This window comes from Chryseobacterium sp. CT-SW4 (genome assembly GCF_048572715.1).
Classification (GTDB): domain Bacteria; phylum Bacteroidota; class Bacteroidia; order Flavobacteriales; family Weeksellaceae; genus Chryseobacterium.
In genome coordinates, this window is sequence record NZ_CP183840.1 from 1,681,943 (window position 1) to 1,704,603 (window position 22,661).

21 protein-coding genes are annotated in these 22,661 nt (G+C 36.1%); 13 read left to right on the forward strand and 8 right to left on the reverse strand.

Annotated elements, in window-relative coordinates; genetic code table 11:
- Positions 1-147: 147 nt before the first annotated feature.
- Positions 148-1,422, reverse strand: a complete 1,275-nt coding sequence (locus ABJ974_RS07555; protein WP_419870775.1) for an aminotransferase class I/II-fold pyridoxal phosphate-dependent enzyme — start codon at positions 1,420-1,422, stop codon at positions 148-150.
- 77 nt (positions 1,423-1,499) lie between these two features.
- On the reverse strand, positions 1,500-2,537 hold the full coding sequence (locus tag ABJ974_RS07560; protein WP_419870776.1) for a PLP-dependent cysteine synthase family protein: 1,038 nt from the start codon (positions 2,535-2,537) through the stop codon (positions 1,500-1,502).
- 223 nt (positions 2,538-2,760) lie between these two features.
- Between ABJ974_RS07560 and ABJ974_RS07565 the strand changes: the two genes are divergently transcribed.
- From ABJ974_RS07565 to ABJ974_RS07595, 7 genes are all read left to right on the forward strand, one after another.
- Positions 2,761-6,246, forward strand: a complete 3,486-nt coding sequence (locus tag ABJ974_RS07565) for a glycosyltransferase family 117 protein (protein WP_419870777.1) — start codon at positions 2,761-2,763, stop codon at positions 6,244-6,246.
- 98 nt (positions 6,247-6,344) lie between these two features.
- Positions 6,345-7,841: a hypothetical protein gene (locus tag ABJ974_RS07570; RefSeq protein WP_419870778.1), complete on the forward strand. Its 1,497-nt coding sequence runs from the start codon at positions 6,345-6,347 to the stop codon at positions 7,839-7,841.
- 17 nt (positions 7,842-7,858) lie between these two features.
- Positions 7,859-8,383 (forward strand): DUF1697 domain-containing protein, encoded by a 525-nt coding sequence (locus tag ABJ974_RS07575; RefSeq protein ID WP_419870779.1) that lies wholly within the window; start codon positions 7,859-7,861, stop codon positions 8,381-8,383.
- A 258-nt stretch (positions 8,384-8,641) separates the two neighbouring features.
- Entirely contained in the window at positions 8,642-9,451 is an 810-nt protein-coding gene (kdsA, locus tag ABJ974_RS07580) for a 3-deoxy-8-phosphooctulonate synthase (RefSeq protein WP_419870780.1), read from the forward strand.
- Positions 9,451-9,699, forward strand: a complete 249-nt coding sequence (locus ABJ974_RS07585; RefSeq protein WP_419870781.1) for a hypothetical protein — start codon at positions 9,451-9,453, stop codon at positions 9,697-9,699. The genes kdsA and ABJ974_RS07585 overlap by 1 nt, the downstream gene beginning before the upstream one ends.
- Positions 9,665-9,967: a hypothetical protein gene (locus tag ABJ974_RS07590; protein ID WP_419870782.1), complete on the forward strand. Its 303-nt coding sequence runs from the start codon at positions 9,665-9,667 to the stop codon at positions 9,965-9,967. The genes ABJ974_RS07585 and ABJ974_RS07590 overlap by 35 nt, the downstream gene beginning before the upstream one ends.
- A 40-nt stretch (positions 9,968-10,007) precedes the next feature.
- Positions 10,008-12,215: a TonB-dependent receptor plug domain-containing protein gene (locus ABJ974_RS07595; RefSeq protein ID WP_419870783.1), complete on the forward strand. Its 2,208-nt coding sequence runs from the start codon at positions 10,008-10,010 to the stop codon at positions 12,213-12,215.
- A 33-nt stretch (positions 12,216-12,248) separates the two neighbouring features.
- On the opposite strand, the gene ABJ974_RS07600 is transcribed toward ABJ974_RS07595, so the two are convergent.
- Entirely contained in the window at positions 12,249-12,704 is a 456-nt protein-coding gene (locus ABJ974_RS07600) for a hypothetical protein (RefSeq protein ID WP_419870784.1), read from the reverse strand.
- 75 nt (positions 12,705-12,779) lie between these two features.
- The gene (locus tag ABJ974_RS07605; protein WP_419870785.1) at positions 12,780-13,091 is read right to left on the reverse strand and encodes a hypothetical protein; all 312 of its coding nucleotides are present in this window, start codon (positions 13,089-13,091) and stop codon (positions 12,780-12,782) included.
- Positions 13,092-13,328: 237 nt separating this feature from the next.
- Here ABJ974_RS07605 and ABJ974_RS07610 point away from each other — a divergent pair, with 237 nt between their 5' ends.
- Positions 13,329-13,796: a DUF3347 domain-containing protein gene (locus ABJ974_RS07610; RefSeq protein WP_419870786.1), complete on the forward strand. Its 468-nt coding sequence runs from the start codon at positions 13,329-13,331 to the stop codon at positions 13,794-13,796.
- Positions 13,797-13,912: 116 nt separating this feature from the next.
- Here the strand turns inward: ABJ974_RS07610 and ABJ974_RS07615 are convergent, their stop codons facing one another.
- Together ABJ974_RS07615 and ABJ974_RS07620 are read right to left on the reverse strand one after the other, a co-directional pair.
- Positions 13,913-14,779 carry a sigma-70 family RNA polymerase sigma factor gene (locus tag ABJ974_RS07615; RefSeq protein WP_002979276.1) on the reverse strand — a complete coding sequence of 289 codons (867 nt, stop codon included), beginning with the start codon at positions 14,777-14,779 and terminating at the stop codon, positions 13,913-13,915.
- Between the two features lie 261 nt (positions 14,780-15,040).
- The gene (locus ABJ974_RS07620; RefSeq protein ID WP_419870787.1) at positions 15,041-15,823 is read right to left on the reverse strand and encodes a S1/P1 nuclease; all 783 of its coding nucleotides are present in this window, start codon (positions 15,821-15,823) and stop codon (positions 15,041-15,043) included.
- Positions 15,824-16,112: 289 nt separating this feature from the next.
- On the opposite strand from ABJ974_RS07620, the gene ABJ974_RS07625 reads away from it, so the two are divergent.
- From ABJ974_RS07625 to ABJ974_RS07640, 4 genes are all read left to right on the forward strand, one after another.
- Complete coding sequence (locus tag ABJ974_RS07625; RefSeq protein ID WP_419870788.1) at positions 16,113-17,051, forward strand: type VI secretion system baseplate subunit TssG; 939 nt, start codon at positions 16,113-16,115, stop codon at positions 17,049-17,051.
- A gap of 125 nt (positions 17,052-17,176) precedes the next feature.
- Entirely contained in the window at positions 17,177-18,013 is an 837-nt protein-coding gene (locus ABJ974_RS07630) for a TssN family type VI secretion system protein (RefSeq protein WP_419870789.1), read from the forward strand.
- Between the two features lie 25 nt (positions 18,014-18,038).
- Positions 18,039-19,178 (forward strand): hypothetical protein, encoded by a 1,140-nt coding sequence (locus tag ABJ974_RS07635; protein ID WP_419870790.1) that lies wholly within the window; start codon positions 18,039-18,041, stop codon positions 19,176-19,178.
- A gap of 112 nt (positions 19,179-19,290) precedes the next feature.
- Positions 19,291-20,460, forward strand: coding sequence for an aminotransferase class V-fold PLP-dependent enzyme (locus ABJ974_RS07640; RefSeq protein WP_419870791.1), 1,170 nt, complete (start codon positions 19,291-19,293; stop codon positions 20,458-20,460).
- Here the strand turns inward: ABJ974_RS07640 and ABJ974_RS07645 are convergent.
- The gene (locus ABJ974_RS07645; protein ID WP_419870792.1) at positions 20,457-20,939 is read right to left on the reverse strand and encodes an Lrp/AsnC family transcriptional regulator; all 483 of its coding nucleotides are present in this window, start codon (positions 20,937-20,939) and stop codon (positions 20,457-20,459) included. The genes ABJ974_RS07640 and ABJ974_RS07645 overlap by 4 nt on opposite strands.
- A 106-nt stretch (positions 20,940-21,045) precedes the next feature.
- Between ABJ974_RS07645 and ABJ974_RS07650 the strand changes: the two genes are divergently transcribed.
- Positions 21,046-21,966, forward strand: a complete 921-nt coding sequence (locus tag ABJ974_RS07650) for an EamA family transporter (protein ID WP_419870793.1) — start codon at positions 21,046-21,048, stop codon at positions 21,964-21,966.
- A gap of 4 nt (positions 21,967-21,970) precedes the next feature.
- Here the strand turns inward: ABJ974_RS07650 and ABJ974_RS07655 are convergent, their stop codons facing one another.
- Complete coding sequence (locus tag ABJ974_RS07655) at positions 21,971-22,624, reverse strand: metal-dependent transcriptional regulator (protein ID WP_419870794.1); 654 nt, start codon at positions 22,622-22,624, stop codon at positions 21,971-21,973.
- Positions 22,625-22,661 lie beyond the last annotated feature (37 nt).

Here is a 22,661-nt window from a genome sequence, read left to right on the forward strand (position 1 = left end):
GTTGTTGAATTTACTTTTTTTAAGGTAAAATATCGGAAATATCAATAAAAAGAAATGTTCTGAAAAGGAGAGGAGTGATTGGATGTTTTTGAAGTTCGAAGAAGTAATAAAAAAGCCACTGAAAATTCAGTGGCTTCTAATCTTATATTAAATCGGTTTGAAACTTAAACCCTGCTCCTGCAGAAGTTTTTGTTCTTCCTCTTTATAATAACCGCTTACCAGTTTATCATGAATAGCTTCAAATGCGGAAAGTGTTTCATTAATCTCTGCATCAGTGTGAGAAGCTGTAGGAATTAATCTTAAAAGAATCATTCCTTTTGGAATTACCGGATAAACTACCACCGAAGTGAAAATTCCATATTTCTCTCTCAGGTCTTTTACAAGAAGGGTAGCTTCCACAGGTGTTCCCTGCATCATTACAGGAGTTACACATGTATTGGTATCTCCGATATTAAATCCTCTTTCTCTCAGACCATTCTGTAATTTATGTACATTTTCCCAAAGCTTAGCCTTGATTTCCGGTCTGGATCTTAAAAGCTCCAGTCTTTTTAAACCACCGATTACCATTGGCATCGTCAATGATTTTGCAAAAATCTGTGATCTTAAGTTGAATTTTAAATATCGGATAATCTCTTTATTTCCTGCTAAGAACGCCCCGAAACCTGCCATTGACTTGGCAAAAGTAGAAAAGTATACGTCAATCTGGTCCTGGCAGCCTTGTTCTTCACCTGCTCCGGCGCCTGTTTTTCCTAAAGTACCGAACCCGTGGGCATCATCTACCAATAATCTGAACTGATATTTTTCTTTAAGAGCACATATCTCTTTGATTTTACCCTGTTGTCCGCGCATTCCGAAAACCCCTTCCGTAATCACTAAAATACCTCCGCCTGTTTCTTCAGCCACTTTAGTAGCTCTCTGAAGGTTTTTTTCAAGGCTTACCATATCATTATGCTTATACGTAAATCTCTTTCCAGCATGCAATCTTACTCCATCTACGATACAGGCGTGTGAATCAACATCATATACGATTACATCATTTCTGTTTACCAAAGCATCAATAGTAGACACCATTCCCTGGTAACCGAAATTTAATAAATAAGCAGAGTCCTTTTGAACAAATTCAGCTAATTCTCTTTCCAGTTGCAAATGCTGTTCGGTCTCTCCGGACATTGCTCTTGCTCCCATAGGGTAGAACATTCCATATTCTGCAGCAGCTTTAGCATCAGCTTCTTTCACTTCAGGATGGTTGCATAATCCTAAATAATCATTAGCACTCCAAAATATAACTTCTCTTCCCTGGAACTGCATTCTGGGTCCGATAGGTCCTTCTAATCTTGGAAAAATAAAATAACCTTCACCATAATCAGCAAATTGGCCAAGAGGTCCTGGATTTTGCTTTATTCTTTCAAAAATATCTAACATTTTTTAAAGGGTTTTTTTAAGTAAAAAAGCCTTTTAAGGTCTACAAAAAAGGCTTGATTTGTTTCGTAAATTATTTATTATTTAATGAATTCTGTTTTGAAAACTTCATCATAGTTATGTACACAATTATTAACAAAGCCTTGTTCAGCCATCCATTTATCACTGTATACTTTAGTAATATACCGCGAACCATGATCCGGGAAAATAAGAATTACCATATCATCTTTTGAGAATGGATGAGACTGGGCGTACTGTATTAAAGCCTGAGTAACGGCGCCTGTCGTATAACCTCCCATGATTGCCTCTTTAAGGGCGATTTCACGGGTTCTGTAGGCAGACATTTCATCATTTACTCTCACAAATTCGTCTACTTTATCAAATAGAAGAGCGGAAGGGATCAAATTTTTTCCCATTCCTTCGATCTGATAAGGATGTACGTCTTCTTTGTGGATTTCTCCTGTTTCATGATAGCTCTTAAGAATGGAGCCATCAGCATCTACACCGATTATTTTTATATCAGGATTTTTTTCTTTCAGAAATTTTGCCGAACCGGAGAGGGTTCCTCCTGTTCCCGTACAAGCGAAAAGATGAGTAATCTTGCCCTCCGTCTGTTCCCATATCTCAGGACCTGTAGTCTGATAGTGGGCATCAATATTCAGCTCATTAAAATACTGATTGATGTACACAGAGTTGGGAGTTTCCGCAGCAATTCTTTTAGCTACTTCGTAATAAGATCGGGGGTCATTCGCAGGTACATTTGCAGGACATACATATACGGTAGCACCAAGAGCTTTAAGGTAGGCAATTTTTTCAGGTTTTGTCTTGTCACTTACAGCGAGAATACATTGATACCCCTTGATGATGCAAACCATAGCAAGAGAAAATCCTGTATTTCCGGAAGTAGTTTCAACAACTACGGAATCTTCTTTTAATAAACCTTTTCTCTCAGCGTTTTCTATAATATGAAGTGCAATTCTATCTTTAGTGGAATGTCCAGGATTATATGATTCTAACTTGGCGTAAACAGTTGCAGGAATATCTTTTGTTACAGTATTTAGCTTTACCAAAGGAGTGTTTCCAATTAGGCCAAGAATATTATCGTAAACATTACTCATTATTTGTTATTTTTCAATAAAAATCTGACCGCAAAAATACAAAAAAATAAATAATATCTAAACTTTTGTTCAATTAGTAAGCCAGTAAAAGATAAATATCATTTTTTTGCTTGCAATCTCAGCCCTTGAATCTTGGCAAAAACCACGCCAAAATCTTTAAATTTTGTTAAAAACAACATAAAATCATCTAAAAACCTTATTTTCGCACTATTGAATTAATTCTATGAGAAACTGGACTTTTAAACGATGGAACACCGTTTTGGGGTGGGTAATTTTTGTAATAGCATTCTTTACTTATTTATCAACCATAGAGCCAAATTTTAGCTTTTGGGATTGTGGAGAATATATTTCTTCTGCTGTAAAGCTGGAGGTAACGCACGCACCGGGTGCTGCTTTATTTCAGATTGTGGGGGCTGTGGCCGCCATTTTTGCATTTGGGAAGGGAGAAAATTATTCCATTGTTATTAACGCGATGTCTGCGCTTTTCAGCGCCCTGACTATTTTATTTTTATTCTGGACCATTACGCACTTTGTAAGAAGACTTCTTAATAAAGACTTTGAAGAAGTGACCAGACACCAGGAAATTTCTATCCTTTTTGCGGGAGTTATCGGAGCCTTATGCTTTACGTTTTCCGATACTTTTTGGTTTTCCGCGGTAGAAGGGGAAGTGTATTCCATGGCTTCCATGTTTATAGCCCTCTTAGTATGGCTGATTACCAAATGGGAGAATGAATATAACGTAGCAGGAAATGAAAGATGGATTATCCTTATTTTTTTCATAGTAGGACTTTCTGTAGGGGTTCACATGATGGGAATGCTTGCCATTCCCGCAGTATGTTTAGTGTACTACGCCCGAAATTATAAGTTTACATGGAAAAACTTTATCTGGGCAAATGTTATCACCCTTATTATTTTAATACTTGTTTTCAAAGTAGTTTTCCCTCTGATCATGACCATGTTCGGAAGACTGGAAATCTTCTTTGTGAACGGACTGGGGCTTCCTTTCCATTCAGGAACGATTGCAGCCTTTATTATTATGGTTGCAGCGTGTTACCTGATTATAAAGTATGCTAGAAATACCAAAAAAAATGTCTACCAGACCATTGCACTATCTCTAGTATTCATGATGATTGGTTTCTCATGCTGGATGGTAATTCCTATCAGAGCGAATGCCAATCCGCCAATGAACCTTAATGATCCTGATACGGCCATCGGAATGCTGGATTATTATAACAGGGAACAATATGGTGACTGGCCGACTATTTACGGACAAAACTATACGGCTTTCCTTGATGCCAACGGAATAGAAAAAAATGAAGACGGAAGCTATAAAACCAAAAAAACAGGAGATGTTTATGAAAAAGATGAAAAAACCGGAACTTACAGAAAAGTAAACGACCGTTTTAACTATGTTTTCAACAAATCTCATGTAAGCCTTATGCCGAGAATGTTCAATGAGGACAAATCGGTAATGGCCAATTATATTTCCATGTATGGGGCTCCTGACTTTACATTTAATTATGATAATGAAAATGTAGCGGATAATCCTCAGGCAAAAGAAATTTTTGATGACCTGAGAAAAAAATATGAAGATAAATCCATTACGGTTTCAGATTATTTAAAAGTAAGACCTTATGACCTTATTAAAGTGCAGAAGCCTTCTTTTGCCCAGAATATGGATTACTTCTTTACCTTCCAGAACGGATATTATTTTGTAAGATACCTGATGTGGAACTTTGTCGGAAGACAGAATGATCTGGAAGGAAATATGGAAAGCACCAATGGAAACTGGATTTCAGGATTTTCATTTATTGATGATGCTTTATGGGGAAATCAGGATAAAATGCCTGCTAAATTTAAAAATGAAAGCACGGTAAAATTCTTTTTCCTTCCTTTGATTTTAGGCTTGATCGGATTCTTTTTCCAGCTGAACAGGGATTTCGGAAGATTCTATGCTTTATTATCCCTATTTATTCTTACCAGTGTGGGAATTATCTTCTACACAGGAGTAAAGCCATTTGAGCCGAGAGAAAGGGATTATGCAATGGTAGGATCCTTCTATGCATTTGCCATCTGGATAGGATTAGGAGCCGGGGCGCTGCTATGGTTCCTTCAGTCTAAAGTAAAATCCAATGCAGTCAATATCGCAGCTGGTGTTATTTTATTGGGAGTTCCTCTTATGATGGGATTCCAGAATTATAATCCTCACGACAGAAGTAACCGTTATACCGCTTATGACTATTCCTATTCCGTATTAAAGTCTCTCCCGAAAGAAGATATTCTTTTTGTGTACGGAGATAATGATACCTATCCGGTATGGGCTATTCAGGAAACCGAAAGGTTCCGTGATGATGTGAAAGTAGTTAACTTTACATTATTGTCAACGCCATGGAATATTGATCAGGTAAAGAGAAGAACTTATAATGCAATGCCTATTCCCAGTCAGCTAACTCACGATGATTACAGAGACGGAGTGAATGATCAGGTTTATCTGATGAAAAAAGAAGACTGGCAGAATATATTCAATAATCTTCAGCAGCAGGGAGCTCCGGAAACGGAACTGCAAATGTTCAGAAAATATCTGGTTCAGGATTCTATGACATTAAAAGAAGCCGTTAATTTCATTAAGTTCCAGTCTCCTCAGAAAGATGAAATATTAAAAATGATCTTTGGAGAAGAACGATACGAAAAATATAACTTCTTACCTGTAACCAAATTTATTTTACCGGTTAATAAAAATAATGCTTTAAAGGCTGGAATCATTACAGCAGCTGACATGCCTCACACGGTTAATCAGATCACCATCGATTATAAAGGAAATACATTATATAAAAATAACCTGATGATGTTTGATATCCTGGCTAACTTTGACTGGAAAAGACCAATCAACTTTTCATCGGGAGGGGTTTATGACAGTGAAAATATTTTCTATCTGGACGAATACCTCCAATTTGACGGATTTAGCTATCGCCTGATCCCTGTTCATACTCCAAGAAGCATAGACGGAGATCTGGGTAGAGTGGATGCTGACCAGCTTTATAATGTAGTTAAGAATTTCAAATGGGGTAATTTCAAAGACCTGAATGTTCACTTTGATGAAACGGCTACTTCCAATATCATCAGCTATAGAACATCAGCAAGCAGGGCAGCAGCAGCGTTATCCCTTAACGGACAAAAAGGAAAAGCACTGGAACTATTGGATTTGGCAGCTAAGGAAATCCCGGCTGAAAAATATAATGATCCACGTTCTTTAAGCGCAATTGTATATGGATATATTGTGGCTGGCCAGGAACAGAAAGGTCTTCAGCTTGCGGAAATCCTTAAAAAAGGAATTTTTGAAGAATACGATTATTACCTAAGTCTGAGCCCGACTGAACAGCATTTCCTGAACAGACAGATGAGAACAAAACCTATGGAATATTCTCTTGTAGTATCAGCGGTTACTGATGCGTACGGAAAAATCGGGCAGAAAGATAAGGCGTATACTTATCTGGTAAAATCCATCGAGCCGATTGATAAGAAGTTTAATGTTTTCATAAAAGACCTTCAGCAGATGGGTAAAGAAAAAGCCATCGGCGAATCGGAAAATGTACAGAAAATTACACCATTCTATCAATACCTGTTTGATATCATGGAACCTTTTGACTCCACCTACTCAAAGGAAAAAGAGGATCAGATTACAACAGCAATTATTAAAGCAACTCAATAAAAGAATATTATAATAGAAAAACGGAACATATGTTCCGTTTTTTTTATTATTTGTATTCATAAATATTAGAATTATCTTTGTGCAATTAAAAAAGCACGATGGCTGAAACAAAAAATAATAAAATTCCAATCTATGCTGTAATCTTTACAGTAGTCTTCAAACTCTTATTTTTACTGACCCATTATATCCAGGAAGATGCTTTCATTACCTGGAGGGTAGCTCAGAATTTGTTGGATTACGGAGTAATAGGATTTAATGGAGATGAAAAAATATCAGCTTCTACAACTCATTTATACGTTTTTGTTTCTTATCTGTTTAATTTGGTTTTAGGTAAAGAAGGGTTTATTGAACCGCTCCTGATATTTAATTCCATCTTATTTACAATTGGCTCTTTATTACTTTCACACTTGTTGCTGAAAAATCCATGGCATAAAGCTATATTTATATTTCTGATCGGTATTCTGCCTCCTGCCATTAAAATTTCAATTTTGGGAATGGAATATGGAATCCTTTTCTTTTTAGAAATGGCTTTACTGTACTATGGTTTCAAAAAAGAAAAAAAATGGGCTTTGATCTTATTTCCCATTTTAATTTTATTTACAAGGATTGATACGGTTATCTTTTTAGGAATTGTTTTCCTTGTAGATGTTTTCTGGAACAAAAAGATCAGATGGAGCTATATCCTGGGAGGAATATTGGGCGTAGGTATTGTAGTGGCATTTAACTGGTTTTATTTCGGAGAAATTGTCAATAATACGATTACGGCTAAAAAGCTGAGATACGACAATAATTTCACTATGGCCCAGAATCTCGAATACTTTAACCAAAGTTACGGTAACTTCTGGGGAATGCTGAAATTGCCGGGTGATTTTAATCCATCTACTATTGTTGTACTGATTTTTGAGCTGGTCTGCTTTATTTTCCTTATCAGACAGAAAGAAAAGAGAAACTATTTTCTATGGATGATCTTTCTTTTCGGATGGGCAAAACAATTGATATTCATATCCCAGAGAAGTTTATTTGACTGGTATTACTGGGTTCCTCAGCTGCTGCTTTTCACGCCGGTGTTAGTGTTTGTACTGGAGCAAAAAACGAAGAGAAATCTCTGGCTGTTTTTACTTCTTGTCTTTTATATTGTACCGATGTTTGCTTTTCAGACGGTTCATTCGATTGCTACGGGAAATGGGGAATGGAATTACAGAAGAACGATCGGTTTATACCTGAATCAATATGAAAAAGATAAAAATCAGTGGATCTTACTGGAGCCGGCCGGCTACGTACCTTATTTTTCAGGATTGAAAACGATTGATGAAGTGGGGCTGGTAGATAAGGAAGTTCAGACAGAGATTGAAAAAGATAAACCCAATTATTGGATCAATACGGTTAAAAACAGAAAGCCCAAATACCTGCTTACTTACGATGATATATTCAAAGGCAAAAACGGTGCGTATTATAAAGAACATTATAAGCTGTTAAAAGAGTTTCGTGTAAAAGATCACCTGAAAAGTGACAACAAAATATTAGAAAGGATTTATAACCTGAAACCTTCGGGTACGGATTATAACCTCTATGTAAGAGAGAAAGATTTAAAATAATTAGATACTATAAAACGATGAGATACTGTGCTTTTCTTCGTGGAGTGAATGTAAAAGGAACCAATATGAAGATGGCGGAAGTATGTGAGGTTTTTAGTAATGAAGGGATGGAAGACGTCAGTTCCGTACTGGCTTCAGGTAATATAATTTTTTCTTCTGAAGAGATGGAAAGCAGTCTTAAAGTAAAGCTGGAAAAAGCCATGTCAGAGCATTTTTCCTATGAAGCTTTTCTTTTTTTGAGAACTAAAGAGGAAATAGAAAATATTTGGAATAAAAATCCATTTGAGAAAAAAGAGGATTTTCACATTTATGCTTTTATCGGAGCTTCGGACATTGAAAATATCTTAATGCAGGAATTTGAAAACACGGTCCCGGTAGAAGATGAAAAAGGTTGTATCCTGGATAATACATTTTACTGGCAGGTTCCTAAAGGAAACACGCTGGGCTCTACTTTTGGAAAGGTGTTGGGAAAGAAAAGCCTTAAAGACAGATTGACGAGCAGGAATATCAGTACGTTTGATAAGGTGCTGAAGAAAATGTAAGGGGAACAGAGAATTTTTTTGTTGATTTTATCAATAAAGAAGGTCTATTTCCGTTATTATTTCAAAACGGTTTTTGCACTCATTTTTTTATCTTTAATTGGGTATAAATTTGAATAAGACTAAGGACCGGGAAAGATAAACAAGTAGAAAAAAGCACTTTTTTAACTATTGATTTAGTAAAGAAATAGCTTATATTTAGAAAATAAAATAATGAACAGAATTTAATATTCAATGTTTAGAAAATAATTAATAATTAAGATGATACAATATTTAGATAATATACAGCACAAAGATTCAAAGAACTTTTTTCTTATTGCCGGACCATGTATTATTGAAGGAGAAGATATGGCGCTCAACATTGCAGAAAAAGTAATTGAGCTTACCAATAAGTATAATATTCCCTACATTTTTAAAGGTAGCTTTAAAAAGGCTAACAGAAGTAGAGTAGACTCGTTTACTACCATAGGAGAGGAAAAATCTCTGGAAATACTTAAAAAAGTAGGAGAAACTTTTAATATTCCTACTACCACCGATATTCATGAAAATGAGCATGCGGCTTTAGCCGCCCAATATGTAGATGTTTTACAGATTCCTGCGTTTTTGGTTCGTCAGACGGATTTATTAGTAGCTGCTGCAAAAACAGGTAAATGTGTAACCCTGAAAAAAGGACAGTTTCTTTCACCGGAAGCCATGAAGTTTGCCGTACAGAAAATAACGGATTCCGATAATCAGAAAGTAGCTATTATTGAAAGAGGTAATTCTTTCGGATATACGGATTTAATTGTGGATTACCGAGGTATTCCGACCATGCAGCAATATGCTCCCGTTATTTTGGATGTTACCCACTCCCTGCAACAGCCCAACCAGAGTTCAGGTGTTACAGGTGGAAGACCTGATCTGATCGAAACAATCGCGAAAGCCGGAATTGCAGTAGGAGCGGACGGTATTTTTATTGAAACACACCCGACTCCTGAAACCGCTTTGTCGGATGGGGCTAATATGCTAAGATTGGACCTGTTAGATGATCTTTTACAAAAATTAACTAGAGTCCGGGAAGCTATTTTATAATGATGAAAAAACTGGCCACCCTTTTTATTTTTTCTTTCTTTTCTGTTTTTAATGCGCAGAAGAAGGATTCATTACAATTTGTTTTACCTGCTGAATACAGCCTTTATTTGGCAGAGAATCAGAAAACTCCTCAAATGGAGATGCTGGAATATATTCCTAAAGGGCAAAACTGGGATAATTATAATCTTATTGTAACGAAACTGACGATAAAAAATGCAGCCGACTCCTTTACAGGCTTTTTTGGATAATCAGACCAAATTGGTGGCAGCCAAAACTGATAATCTGAGAGTAAAAGAGCTGTCCCGTAGCAAAGAAAATGAAAGAGAATATATTCTTTTCACCATGGAAGCGGATGCTTATAAAGATTCCGATACTACAGAATCCCAGGTATATTACTTCACCAAAGGCGAGCAGGATGTATTTATTTGCATTTCCGCAATAAAACAGAAAAAACTTCCCGAAAAGTTTATTGATGTATGGTCAAAAGTTTTCTTACAAAGCCAGATTATCAAATAAAATTTATAAATTCACTTTTTGAAATCCTAAAACATTTCTTTTGAAAAAAATAGTTTTACCACTGAGTATCCTTGTCCCTATGTTAGCTTTCTCCCAGGTGAAGAAAAAGGACACCATTACAAGGACAACCGATATTGAGGAAGTTGTATTCCAGAAAAAAGTAGTCGGAAAAACCAATGACCTCACCAATGTGAAAATTTCAGCAAAAGATGCTCAGAATGTAGCGAGTATTTCCGGAGGTATTGAAGGTATTATAAAAACCTTACCCTCCGTAAACTCCAATACTGAGCTCTCTTCCCAATATATGGTTCGGGGTGGTAACTATGATGAGAACCTTATTTACATCAATGATATTGAGATATACAGACCTTTTCTTATCCGGAATTCCCAGCAGGAAGGATTAAGTATCATTAATCCTGATATGGTTTCTACGGTTAACTTCTCAGCCGGAGGATTTGAACCCAGATATGGAGATAAAATGTCTTCTGCTTTAAATATTTACTATCGTGAACCGGAAAAATTTGAAGTTTCTGGAGAAGCAAGCTTAATAGGAGGGAGACTAACAACCGGTCTGGCATCAAAAAATAAAAAACTAACGGCTTTATTTTCCGGAAGATACAGAAATACCAATCTGGTTCTTAATACTTTAAATGAAGATACTGATTTTAATCCTACGTACTGGGATTTTCAATCGTATATCAATTATCATATCAGTCCTAAGTTTACATTATCATTTATAGGGTATTACTCCAAAAATGATTATGAGATGGTTCCAAAGGAGCGAAGTGTGGACTTTGGTACGGTAGACCAGCCTATTAATCTTAACGTAAGCTATGGGGGAAAAGAAAATGATAAGTATAAGAATATGATGGGAACCGTATCCATGAATTATAAGCCTTCTGATAAATGGAGGTTTACCCTGGATAGTTTTGCTTATCAGAACAGAGAAAGAGAATATTATACTATTTCTTCTGCTTATATTTTACAGACTTTTGATCCTATTACAGGAAATCCTGTGACTTCATATGATGTGGGAGGACAGATTGAGCATGCCCGAAATGACCTGTTTGTAAGAACTTACGGGGCTCAGTTTAAAACCCGATTTTCCCCGAATGTGAATACGGATATCGAAGTAGGATTTAAATATGAAAAAGAAAATCTTAAAGATCTTACCAACGAATGGAAAGTGGTGGACTCTTCCGGATATAGTATTCCAAGACCTCTGGATGATCCGAGAATTCCTAATTCTTCGGACCTTACACTTAATTATTTAATCTCAGGGAACAACAGTATTGAGCCTACAAGACTTTCCGCTTATGCACAATATTCGCAGAAATTTTTCTGGGGAGCCAGCAAAGTTTTTGTAAATGCCGGTGCCCGGGTTTCCCATTGGAGTTTTAATAATGAAACCATATTTTCACCAAGGTTCCAGTTTGCTATAAAACCGGATTGGGAAACGGATATGCTCTTCAAGCTTTCCGGGGGAGTGTATTATCAGTCGCCTTTTTATAAGGAGATCAAAGATCTGGATGGTACTTTTAACTCAAATATAAAATCCCAACGTTCTTTACAGATGATTTTGGGTAATGATTTTGAATTTTATATGTACGACCGTCCATTTAAGCTTACTACAGAAGCCTATTATAAGAAAATGGATAACCTGATTCCTTATTACATGGATAATGTAAGGATCCGTTATTCAGGGAAAAATAATGCTACGGGATATGCGTACGGAATAGATACACGTTTGTATGGGGAATTTGTTCCGGGAATAGATTCGTGGTTATCGGCGAGTTATGCCAGGGTATATGAGAATATTGATGGCCAGGGAAATATTCCGAGACCTACAGATCAGAGGTTCCGCTTTGCCATGTTCTATCAGGATTATATGCCTCAATTTCCATCCATGCGTGTGAACCTTACTTTAGTATATGCTATGGGACTGCCTACCGGATCTCCGGTAATGACTAATCCTTATAATTATCAGAAAACTTTACCCTCTTATAAAAGAGTAGACATCGGACTTTCCAAAGTTTTTATAGACTCTAAAAACAAAAAGAATATGTATGGTTTCTGGGGGAATTTTGAAGAACTCACCTTAGGTGTGCAGGTATTTAATGCCTTTAATATTAATAATACGGTTGCCAATCAGTGGGTAACGGATTATAATACCAATTTGATGTATCCGGTTCCTGTACGTTTAACAGGTAGGTTCTTTAATGTCAAACTTGAATTTAAAATAAAATAAAATACAGACTCCTGAAATTTTCAGGAGTTTTTTTTAATATCTGTTTTTATAAAATCTATGAGCAAAATCCTGGTAAACAATTTCATCTGCTCCTTCCTGAATGCTGTATGGAGTTTTTGTAGGAAAAAAATCCTCATAAATAATACTGTCTTTTTTAAACAAAATCCCCTGGACTCCGTTTCTTCCCTGTATGATGATTGTGTGATCTACATTGACATCGGGGTAAGAAAAAGACAGAACTTTTCCATTTCTTCTTAAGAAATAGCATGGAGATTCAATCTTTATTTTTCCCGATATTTTATATTGATCGGACTTTATGTTTAACGTACCCTTTCCTATGCTGTCTGTAAGCTCTAGAAGTATACCACCAACTATAGCTTTATCAGTAATATTTTTTTGAGACTTAAACTCTGTAGAGACTTTCTTTTTTTCTTGGGAACAGGAAATAATAAACAAACTCAGGATAAAAATGGAAATATTTTTTTTCATACATTATTATTAGTTTTTAGAATGAGTCTGGAACCTAATCTCTGCTTTTTCCGATTGAACATCTGGGTATTGATATTACTTGTTCCTGTAAGTTCTGTGTGCAAAATCCCAATACAACGATAGAACTTCACCATTATTTCTCAAAAAATAAAAGGGTGGATGTCCTATGATTTTTCCTGAGAGGGAATATTTTTCAGAATGAATTTTAATCTCACTTTTCCCATTATTGTCAATGAGTTCTATCAAAGCACCGCCTATGAGTGTAGTATCTGTAATAATTCTTTCTGTTTCCTTTTCGGTAGTGCCGGATAAATTTTGTTTTTTTTCTCTTTTTGAACAAGAAAAACACAGAATAAACAAGCATACATAGATTAGGAATGTTTTCATAGATTAGTATTGACTAATGTGTTTTTGAGTTACAAGGTGATTCACAAATCTATTAAATTAAACTGAGAGTATAGTCTAATTCATATTTTATTTTTCATTATTCAGTGAAATATTAAAAAAGATAAGAGAATGAGTAGCAAATTAATTTTCCAGAATTTTACAATAAGATTACAAAATTTTATAACAGGCATTTATAACTTCTCTTTATTTTTGTTTAAGATTTTTAATTACTTAATTATGAAAAAGTATATCATTACAGCATTATTGACTGTATTCTCCGTATTTTCGGTGGCTGCACAACTAAAATCCGATGCCCAGGTTTCGACCTTATATAAAGATTATATTGCCATCAAAACGTCTTTAAGTTCAGATGATGCCGATAAAGCTTCCAGATCAGCCCAGGAATTTATTAAATCCGCTTCTTCGGTTAAAACATTGCCGGAAAATAAATTAAAGGCGCTTACAAAAGATGCCGATGTTATATCCAAAACTAAAAATATAAAAAATCAGAGGGAGGCATTTCAAAGACTTTCGGGAAATATGATTGCTTTAACCAAAGAATTTAAGCTTTCCGCTCAGCCTGTATATGTTCAGCATTGTCCTATGAAGAACGCAGACTGGTTAAGCAATGAAAAGCAGATTGTAAATCCTTATTATGGAAAAGCCATGTCCTCATGTGGGAATGTGAAAACTGAAATTAAGTAATTCCATTTAATTAAATGATATGTTAAGGAGCCATATAGGTTCCTTTTTTTATTGTTCAGAAAATAAAAAAAACGGAGTCTGAAAATCAAACTCCGTTAATAATTATTACATTAAGATTATTTACCTAAATAAGATTTTAAGATCTTACTTCTGGTATTGTGTTTTAATCTTTTGATCGCCTTTTCTTTAATCTGACGAACTCTTTCTCTTGTAAGATCGAAAGTTTCACCAATTTCTTCTAACGTCATAGGATGTTTTCCGTTTAATCCGAAATACAATCTCACTAGGTCGGCTTCTCTCGGTGTTAATGTATTCAAAGCTCTTTCGATTTCAATCTGAAGAGATTCTAACATTAAATCTTTGTCCGGACTTGGTGATTCTCCTGAACGTAATACATCATAAAGATTAGAATCTTCACCTTCTACAAGGGGAGCATCCATAGACAGGTGTCTACCGGAGTTTTTCATAGATTCTTTAATATCTTCCTCACTCATGTCAAGAACTTCAGCCAATTCTTCCGGGGAAGGTGGTCTTTCATTTTCCTGTTCAAGGTGAGCATATGCTTTGTTGATCTTATTGATTGAACCAATTTTATTCAGTGGCAATCTTACAATTCTTGACTGTTCAGCCAAAGCCTGTAAAATCGACTGACGAATCCACCAAACGGCGTAAGAGATAAATTTGAAACCTCTGGTTTCATCATACCTTTTTGCAGCTTTCATTAATCCTAAGTTACCTTCATTAATTAAATCCGGTAAGGAAAGACCCTGATTTTGGTATTGTTTCGATACAGAAACTACGAAACGAAGGTTGGCTTTTATTAATTTCTCTAATGCGGCTCTGTCTCCAGCACGTATTCTTTGCGCCAATTCTACTTCTTCGTCTGCAGTAATCAATTCCACTTTACCAATTTCCTGCAAATACTTGTCCAATGAAGCAGTCTCCCTATTGGTAACCTGCTTGGTAATTTTTAACTGTCTCATTTATTTTATCCTCAAAAATAGAGTTACATATATTATACGTTTGAAATACCAAAAAGGTTACACCGGGTTTAATTTTTTTTCCGGATTAGCGTTAAAAATGAAAAATTTAATTAAAGAATTATTTTAAATGATTGGTTATCAGGTGTTTTATATTTTACCGATATATTTAATACCTGAAAATCTAAGGGAGACTAGAATAAAATAAACCCGGACAACTCAGAAAGTTGTCCGGGCTTTTATCATAAACCTGATGTTTTAAAATCAGAATAAATCATTCAGTACCTTGGCTAATCTCAGACCACCGTAAAGAAGCTGTCTTTCCAGAGTAGCATTGAATTTATATTCATAATCATAGGCTAATTTAGCATCATTAGGAGTTTGGGCATAAATGGTATTGGCTATTTTATGAGAGTCATACAGCCATTCCTCTAATGTACCGTTCTGGATTTGACGTACTTCATCTTTGGATTTGATATCCAGAAGCTTGGAATATTCCGTATAACTGTATTTTTGAGAATCCACAAGCTTACCGTCCCATACGGAATGAAGATTGGTTTTGCTGCCGAAAAAACTCACATTGATTTTATTACCTCCCAGATCACCGGCTCTCCCTGTGTGCATAGGCTGGGCAAGATCACCCATGATATGAATTAAAAATATAAGAGCAATTTTTCTGTCCTTTTCAGGCGTATTTTTATCCTTTATTTGAGCAGAAAGAGTTTTTACCTGAGTATAAAGGTTGGGTCCGGCCTGGGCTTTTAAATTTTGTTCAAATGATTTAAAGTCCGTTTGAGGATCCACATTTACATAATGCCATGCGGAAGCCTGTTTCCAAACCCCTGTGGTATCGGATTTAATGAAATCCGGCCAGTTGGCCCAATAGGCAAGGCGTTCTTTTCCCATTAGTTTTTTTATTTCCCTTCTCGCTTTTCCGGAAAGATGGTTTTCAGCAATCTCAGCAATTACCCGGTGACCGGTTAATCCCCACGCATAAGAATATAAGGAAGAGGAAATGAATAATAAAAGCAAAAGCTTAGAATACATACTTTTCATTGTAAATTATAATTTCGAACTGCAAAGATAAAATAGGTTTTTCAACTACCATTACAAATCATATTAAATATTATACTTTATGTGTAAATAATATTAGATCTCAGCAGGTTAAAATATAATAACCATATTTTTTTATGAATAAATAATCAATTAAAAATTTTTTATAATTTTATCAGGCTATTATTCTGAAATAAATTTAAGATGATACTTTTTTCAAATAGGGGAGAAATATTATCTTTACACCTGAAAAACAAAATAATCATAAAGCAAAGAAGGGCTTATGCATGAGAATATCATCAATATGTATTACAACAAATTACAGACGGATTTTAAGGCTGAAGCAGTAGCCGTAAATCTTCTAAAATATTACAGAGCTGTAAGTAATATATTCATAGAGCGGAGCGGTATCAATGACAGGGCCTATTTGAAGGATATAAAAAGTATTTCCAGCAGCTATTTAGGACTTGATGAAGAAGTGATTACCTTAGAAACCTATAGGGAAGGGATTTATGATTATCTTCCCGAGGGAATATTTCATCCGCCTTCTCTCAGTACTTCCCGGAAAAATATTGAAACGGTCGTCAAAGAAATACGCAAACAGAAAAAAGTAGAGGAAGATGCCCGTAAGTTTTTCCGCCCTTTCGAGCTGGAAATCTTTTTTACGGAGATCAGCTCCCTGCTGAAAGAGTATGAATTTGATATTGCAAGTGATACGGATACCTTACTGGATATTACAAGTGAGCTTTGGCCCCTTATCAAAATGCTGGACCAGCAGAATGCTTATATTTTCATTCATATATTGCCGTTTTTCCATCAGATCAGGGGAGATAAAAAATGGTTTGAAAGATGCATGACTGCTTTTTTGCAAGTCCCTGTTGAAGTAACCTTTACTCCTAATGTAGTGGATGATATAGGAAAAAATGATGATTCTATGCTTTTAGGGAACTCCCAGCTTGGTGTTACTTATATAACAAGTGGTAAACATATGGACGGACAGCGGAACTGGATGGTTAATATAGGACCGATTCCTTACACGGATGTAAAAAAATATATCCCCGGAAACCCCTTCAGAAAAGTACTTCAGGCTTTGTATGATTATTTTCTTCCTGTTTCCGTAGACGTGGAAGAGAATTTTATTACTGAGAAAAAAGACTATTCCTTTCTGTTGGCGGATGATCACCGAAACACCTGCAGGCTCGGATATTCCACTTTTCTTTAAAAAAGTTTTATCTTTACAGTTACCAAACATCAACAAAATATAAATTTGAAAGAAACACAATGGAAATTTCCTCAGTAAAAGGCATTTTTTTTAGATATATACTGCTTCCCCTTATAGCGGTTATTATGATGGTTGTATTAGGTGTGATCAGAAGGAATAAACCTGCCATTAAAATGAAAGTGATCATCATTTACTTTCTTTTATGCAGCTTATGTCTGGCTATACCGGGTTTTTTCGGATTTGCAGGAAACCTTTTCAACCCTTATTGGTATCTTATTGCCCAAATCATTTATCTTATATTAGGAATTATCCATGTCAATCTTCTGCATGTATACTTCAAGAAACATATTGACTCCCTGTCATTAAGCATCCTGTTTGAAACATTACTTTCGCTTACCTGCATGGTATTTGGAGGTTATCTTTTTGTCCTTATTTTCGACTGGATGAGTAAAGGAACAGGCTATTCGCTAATGGCGGCTACAAGTGTCATTATTTTCATAGTACCGCTGGTATTTTATTATTGCTATGTTCAGTTTATCAGCATTCCTTTTGATATATATAAGACATGGAGATTTTCGCCAGATCAGAAACCGCCTGATTTTGAAGGAGCTGATTTTGATAAGCTGATGGTATTGAATGTAGAGCTCAGTAAAAATTTGGAAGATGCCAACCGGTTCAGAATCAAAGCTAAAACATTGCCGACGGGAGTGACATTCGGAGACTGGTTTTACAGGGTGGTCGATGATTATAATCATAAAAATCCAGGGTCGGTCATTCATCTTGCGGATCAGGAAAAGGAACCCTATTACTGGATTTTTTATACTAAAAAGTCATTTTTTAGCTTTAGAAAATATATCGACTTCGACCGGGATATTACCACTAATAATATTTCAGAAAATGAAGTAGTGATCTGCAAGCGGGTAATTCATCATGAAGAAGAAAAAGCCACGAAAAAATCATAAACACCAACATTAAAAGTATTTTAATATGATACAGCCAATCAAACATTTTGCAATCAATTGGGTGGATGGGATGAAAGTTTCCCAAAAGCACCTGAATGATCAGGATAATTTTTTAATAGATACCATCAGGGATTCCAACTCTCTGAACATTAATACATACAATTACGGACTTTTACCTATTTCCAGTGATTTCACGGATAAAACCATTTTTGATGTTCATAATACGGCTACCAATGATGTACAGCTGATTATCAAGCATTGTAGTGCCATTACGTTAGCCGGTTACCGAATGGAGCTGAATGACAGAAAGATCAGTGTAAAGTCCCTGGCAAAATCCATGAATGAGGAACAGGCAGATGGAGAATATTATATATTGATCTCAGTAAATCCTTTTGATAAGGTTCCGTTCGGGGATATTGATCCTGAAGAAATACCTCCTCGTCATCCCAATGCACAATCTAATTATCATATAGAATTATTACCTGTTAATTCTTTAAACAGCAGTTATTCAGGCGGAAACTATCTGGTAATAGGAAAAGTGGATCTTAAAGGTAATATTGCCCAGGTGGATTCCCGGTTTATACCTCCTTGTACCTCGGTTCAAAGTCATCCTGCGTTATTGGAATATTATAACGGATTTGCAAAATCTATTGGGAATTTGCAGCAGTATGCCTTTAAAATAGTTCAGAAAGCATCCCATAAAAATCAAAATACTGCTCTGGCACAGAATGTTAAGTTTTTATGTACTACCATGATTAATACTTTTGGAGATATGTATTTCCAGTTCCGGAATATTATTCCATGGCAGCCACCTGTATTTTTAATAGAATCTTTTGCCAGACTTGCTCTGCATTTATATAATTCCACGCAGGTTCTCGTTCCTGCGGAGCTGGAAGAAATGCTGAATTATAGTCTTGAATGGAGTGAAATAGCTCCCCATACATTACTCAACCAGCTTTCCATAGTTGCGGAAACCAATTATGACCATCATAACAGCGGTGAGCCTCTTCTCTATATCCAGCAGATGCTGAGAAGTCTCGAAACTATTTTCTCCAAACTCAGCGAGCTCGATTATATCGGTCAGCGAAAAGAAAATATTATTGTTAATGAGCAGGAGGTTTCTACAAATACCAATCCGAAAAGAGGTTGGAGTGTTTTAGATTAAGGAAAAATTAATAATACTCTTGATGAATCCCGGTTTTCGGGATTTTTTATGTCTTAAAGAAATATTCAAAAATATTTTTAATACAAATTTGCAATACCAAACCAAATCAAAAATGGATATAAACCGTATGCGCCAGGAAACTCCGGGATGTCTCAACAAAATCTTCCTGAATAGTGCAGGAGGTTCTTTAATGCCTGACAGTGTAGTGGAAACCATGACCCGTTATCTGGAACAGGAAAAAGAACTGGGGGCTTATGAAACAGCAGCCAGAAATACTCAACATATTAACCGGTTTTATGAAGAAACGGCAAAGCTTCTGAACTGTAACCCGTCCAATATAGCCTTTGTGACCAGTTCTACGGACGCTTATTCTAAAGCATTATCAAGTATACCTTTTCAAAAAGATGACTGTATTATCACTACGGATGATGATTATATTTCCAATCAGCTTGCTTTTCTTTCTTTACAGAAAAGGGAAGGAGTAAAAGTGATCAGGATGAAAAACCTGCCGGACCATGAATTGGATTTGGAAGATCTGGACCAGCTGATTAAAACTCATAAGCCTAAATTAATTGCAGTTACCCAGATTCCCACCAATTCAGGATTGATCCAGAATGTGGAAGGGGTTGGAAAGATATGTAAGCAGTATGATATTTTATATCTGGTTGATGCATGTCAGTCGGTAGGGCAGTTACCAGTGGATGCAAAGGCTATTGGATGTGATTTCCTGACAGCTACCGGAAGAAAATTTATAAGAGGCCCACGGGGTACGGGACTTTTATATGTTTCAGATAAAGTTTTGCAGCAGGATCTTGTCCCGTTATTTTTAGATACGAAGGGAGCGACATGGGTACAGTTTGATGATTATGAGATCGGTACAACAGCCAAAAGATTCGAACACTGGGAAACTTCCATGGTTAACTTATTGGGACTTACTGAAGCAATACGCTATGCCAACTCGGTAGGATTGGATTATATTGAAAAGTATAATAAGAACCTTTCCAGTCAGCTTCGGAAGGGACTTCAGGATAAAGGCTTAAAAGTTTTGGACGAAGGAAATCATCTGGGAAGTATTGTTACCTTCTGCGAAAAAGACGGGAAAATAGAAAATGCGAAAAAAGTACTCGAAGAAAATAATGTCTTTTTTTCTTTAAGTAACAAACAGAATGCTTTAATTAATTTTACCCATAAAAATGTAGACTCTGCAATCCGGCTTTCCCCTCATTATTTTAATACCCATGAAGAAATGGAACAGGTGGTTCGTTTACTTTCTTCCCTTTAGCCCAGCTGGGATAAGCTGCTTAAAGGGATTTCTAATCCTGACTTTGTAATATCCATAGCCACAGATGTTTTGAAGTGCTTAATATTAGGATTGCTGTAAAATATCTGTCGGCTCAGCCGCTCATAATCTTTCATGGAAGGTACTACAATGATCAGGATAAAATCAGATTCTCCGGTTACATAATAGCATTGCTGGACTTCGGGGGTAGAAGTGAATACGGATTTGGCATAATCGATCAGCTCAATTTTTTCACTTTCCAGAAATACTTCTACAAACACGGTTATGGAGTGGGTGAGCTTTTCAATATCTACAACAGAAACATCAGCTTTTATAATACCGGTTTCCCGCATCCTTTTTATTCTTCTCTGAACAGCGGCAGCGGATAAGCCGATGCTTTCACCGATATCCCTTTGGGGAGTCATATTGTCCTTTTGTAAAATTTGCAGGATAGATATGTCAAAATGATCTAAATTTTTCACAGAAAAAGTTTTTATGATGAAACAAAATTGCAAATAATGTATGAAATTTCATAAAAAAACAATCATAAATTAATGCATTTTTGCATTTTATAAATCCAAGTATTGTATGAAAACAAGTGTGCTGAAAGGTTTCTTTCTGGCGATTATCGCTGCATTATTATGGGGAGTTTCCGGTACATTCGGTCAGTTTTTATTCCAGCAGAGAGGAGTGAATATTGAATGGATGATTACTGTACGAATGTTGATTTCCGGTGTCTGTCTTCTGCTCTTTGCCAAATTCTGGGAGAAATCAGATTTGCTCTCAGTCTGGAAGCATAAAAAGGATGCCTTGCAATTGGGTATATTCAGTATTACGGGAATGCTGGCGGTTCAGTATACTTATTTTGCAGCGATCAAGCATTCCAATGCAGCGACGGCTACTGTTTTGCAATACTCTGGGCCGGTATTAATAGCCGTTTACCTGGCATGCAGGAATAGAAAGCTTCCTGTTTTTATTGAATTCATAGCGATTGTATTGGCCATATTAGGAACTTTTTTATTGGTGACTCATGGAAATGTAAATACTTTATCCATATCACCGGTTGCCTTAGCATTTGGACTGGCTTCGGCTGTGGCATTAGCTATTTATACTTTACAGCCTATCCGTTTGCTTTCACGTTATCCGTCTTCCGTTATTATCGGTTGGGGAATGTTGTGTGGGGGATTGGCTTTCAGTTTTGTAAAAGCTCCTTGGGATGTAGAAGGGATATGGGATCTGCAAACGTATTGGTATACAGGCTTTATTGTAATATTTGGTACTTTGATGGCTTTTTATGCCTACCTTACGGCCGTTCAGATTATTGGCGGACAGAAAAGCAGTCTGCTGGCGTCTATGGAACCTCTTTCAGCGACCGTATTGGCAGTATTATGGCTTAATGTTCCCTTTACTGCAATTGACTGGTTAGGGAGCTTATTGATCGTTTCAACGGTATTTCTCCTGAGCAGAAAGCCTAAACAGGTACAAATGGTAGAAGAGGAAGCAGAGTAGCAGGTTACCGTTTAACCAATATTTTTTCGGTGGCTTTTTTGCTTAAAATTTCTTTTTTACCCTCAATTTCTATGGTTACCGATTTATCAAATTCCTCAATTTTATTGATCTTGATTTTAGTATTAAGAAGAAGTTTTCTTTCATTGAGGTAATTGAGAAAGGCATCATCGGATAAAGTAACGGAGGCGAAAATTACAGTTTCCCCTTCCTGGCAGCTGCTAAGCTTATGAAGATCCTGGGCAATGATATTACCGTCTTTGTCGGGGATGGGTTCTCCATGGGGATCAAATTTAGGATAATTGAGGATTTCATCCATTTTATCAAAGAAAATAGGAGAGTGGACGTGTTCCAGCTGTTCAGCTATTTCATGGACATTTTCCCAGCCGAAGTTCATTTTCTTTACAAGAAACATTTCCGTCAGCCTGTGTTTTCTTACGACAAGGGCAGCTTCCCGCTTTCCGGTATTGGTTACACGAAGGGGCTTGTAAGTTTCATAAACCACCCAGTCTTTCTCAGCAAATTTTTTCATCATATTATTGACACTCGGCATTTTTACATTTAAAAATTTGCTGAGTTCATTAATCGTTACTTTATTTTCATGGTCCACCAGATGAAATAAAGCCTTTAGATAATTTTCTTCTGTTAAGGTTGCTTTCAAAATGTTAGATGATTTTCAGTACAAATCTAACAAAATA

Excerpts from the sequence above, each read along its gene's own strand:
- ABJ974_RS07555 (WP_419870775.1), bottom strand. The coding sequence starts at position 1,422 with ATGTTAGATATTTTTGAAAGAATAAAGCAAAATCCAGGACCTCTTGGC.
- ABJ974_RS07560 (WP_419870776.1), bottom strand. The coding sequence starts at position 2,537 with ATGAGTAATGTTTACGATAATATTCTTGGCCTAATTGGAAACACTCCT.
- ABJ974_RS07565 (WP_419870777.1), top strand. The coding sequence starts at position 2,761 with ATGAGAAACTGGACTTTTAAACGATGGAACACCGTTTTGGGGTGGGTA.
- ABJ974_RS07570 (WP_419870778.1), top strand. The coding sequence starts at position 6,345 with ATGGCTGAAACAAAAAATAATAAAATTCCAATCTATGCTGTAATCTTT.
- ABJ974_RS07575 (WP_419870779.1), top strand. The coding sequence starts at position 7,859 with ATGAGATACTGTGCTTTTCTTCGTGGAGTGAATGTAAAAGGAACCAAT.
- kdsA (WP_419870780.1), top strand. The coding sequence starts at position 8,642 with ATGATACAATATTTAGATAATATACAGCACAAAGATTCAAAGAACTTT.
- ABJ974_RS07585 (WP_419870781.1), top strand. The coding sequence starts at position 9,451 with ATGATGAAAAAACTGGCCACCCTTTTTATTTTTTCTTTCTTTTCTGTT.
- ABJ974_RS07590 (WP_419870782.1), top strand. The coding sequence starts at position 9,665 with ATGCAGCCGACTCCTTTACAGGCTTTTTTGGATAATCAGACCAAATTG.
- ABJ974_RS07600 (WP_419870784.1), bottom strand. The coding sequence starts at position 12,704 with ATGAAAAAAAATATTTCCATTTTTATCCTGAGTTTGTTTATTATTTCC.
- ABJ974_RS07605 (WP_419870785.1), bottom strand. The coding sequence starts at position 13,091 with ATGAAAACATTCCTAATCTATGTATGCTTGTTTATTCTGTGTTTTTCT.
- ABJ974_RS07610 (WP_419870786.1), top strand. The coding sequence starts at position 13,329 with ATGAAAAAGTATATCATTACAGCATTATTGACTGTATTCTCCGTATTT.
- ABJ974_RS07615 (WP_002979276.1), bottom strand. The coding sequence starts at position 14,779 with ATGAGACAGTTAAAAATTACCAAGCAGGTTACCAATAGGGAGACTGCT.
- ABJ974_RS07620 (WP_419870787.1), bottom strand. The coding sequence starts at position 15,823 with ATGTATTCTAAGCTTTTGCTTTTATTATTCATTTCCTCTTCCTTATAT.
- ABJ974_RS07625 (WP_419870788.1), top strand. The coding sequence starts at position 16,113 with ATGCATGAGAATATCATCAATATGTATTACAACAAATTACAGACGGAT.
- ABJ974_RS07630 (WP_419870789.1), top strand. The coding sequence starts at position 17,177 with ATGATGGTTGTATTAGGTGTGATCAGAAGGAATAAACCTGCCATTAAA.
- ABJ974_RS07635 (WP_419870790.1), top strand. The coding sequence starts at position 18,039 with ATGATACAGCCAATCAAACATTTTGCAATCAATTGGGTGGATGGGATG.
- ABJ974_RS07640 (WP_419870791.1), top strand. The coding sequence starts at position 19,291 with ATGGATATAAACCGTATGCGCCAGGAAACTCCGGGATGTCTCAACAAA.
- ABJ974_RS07650 (WP_419870793.1), top strand. The coding sequence starts at position 21,046 with ATGAAAACAAGTGTGCTGAAAGGTTTCTTTCTGGCGATTATCGCTGCA.